Source organism: Phocaeicola sp. RTP21198st1_B8_RTP21198_201120, assembly GCF_040929485.1.
GTDB classification, from domain to species: Bacteria; Bacteroidota; Bacteroidia; order Bacteroidales; family Bacteroidaceae; genus Phocaeicola; species Phocaeicola dorei.
The window spans coordinates 526-1,694 of sequence record NZ_JBCOCI010000270.1 but is presented as its reverse complement, the minus strand read 5'-3'; the positions used below and the strand labels follow the sequence as shown (position 1 = coordinate 1,694).

Here is a 1,169-nt window from a genome sequence, read left to right as displayed (position 1 = left end):
AAACTCTTCAGGCTGTTGCAAGCGTCCTTTATAACGGATGGTATATTGGAAAGTCTGGTCACTGCGTTCACCGAACTGTCCTGGAGCAGCTTCGACATTCTGTTCTGCCAGAGCAGCGGAAACATCACCGGGAACGAGCTTGTATTGTGCCATGACATCCGGTCGTAACCAGATACGCATAGAATAATCCTGACCTAAAACGTTGGCATCACCTACACCCTGTACACGTTGAACTTGAGGAATCAGGTTGATCTTAGCATAGTTTTCAATAAACGATTCGCTATAGGTATCCGTCTCGTCATAAAGAGAGAATACTACCAACATGGAAGTCTGGCGTTTTTGAGTGGTTACACCGACTTTAGTTACTTCGGCAGGCAGCAGACCTTGTGCCATAGAGACACGGTTTTGTACATTGACGGCGGCCATGTCCGGATCTGTTCCTTGTTTGAAATATATGGATATATCACCGGAACCCGTGTTTGACGCAGTTGAGGTCATATACATCATGTTTTCTACACCGTTGATTTGTTCCTCCAACGGAGCAATCACGGAATTCAATACGGTCGATGCACTGGCTCCCGTATAGGTGGCTCTTACCGAAACGGTAGGAGGCGCGATGTCCGGATACTGCGTGATAGGCAGTGTCGCCAATCCGATAGCCCCCAGGATGACTATCAGGATAGAAATAACGGTTGATAGTACCGGACGGTTAATAAATCTATCTAATTTCATAATGATTATCTGATTATTAGTTGAAGGCTGTGGCTAAATTACCGTCGTGTTGGTCTTTCAAATGTTGTTGATAGTTTGCTTCTTTTTGCGCCGGTGTGATAGGCTGAACCTTCTGGCCATCTTTCAGGTTTTGTACTCCTTCGATTACGATTTTATCTCCTGAATTCAGACCGGAAGTAACCAAGTAGTCTTTTCCGTTATCCAGATTGAAGATTTTGATTTCTGTATATTTTACCGTGTTGTCCGGTTGCAGAACATAAACGAACTTCTTATCCTGGATTTCTACTGTTGCAGACTGCGGTATAGTGATTACATTCTCCATAGCATAAGGAATCAGAACGTTTGCAGTACCTCCGCTACGCAATACATGTTCCTTATTCGGGAAGATGGCACGGATGCTTACCGAACCGGTAGATTGGTCGATAACGCCTGTGATA

General features: G+C 44.7%; 2 protein-coding genes. Both read right to left on the bottom strand.

Annotation, left to right across the window (positions count from 1 at the left end):
- On the bottom strand, positions 1 to 732 hold a 732-nt coding region (locus tag AB5935_RS25310), incomplete at its 3' end, for an efflux RND transporter permease subunit (protein ID WP_368327790.1).
- A gap of 16 nt (positions 733 to 748) precedes the next feature.
- Positions 749 to 1,169: efflux RND transporter periplasmic adaptor subunit (locus AB5935_RS25305; RefSeq protein ID WP_368327789.1), on the bottom strand; the 421-nt coding region annotated here is incomplete at its 5' end.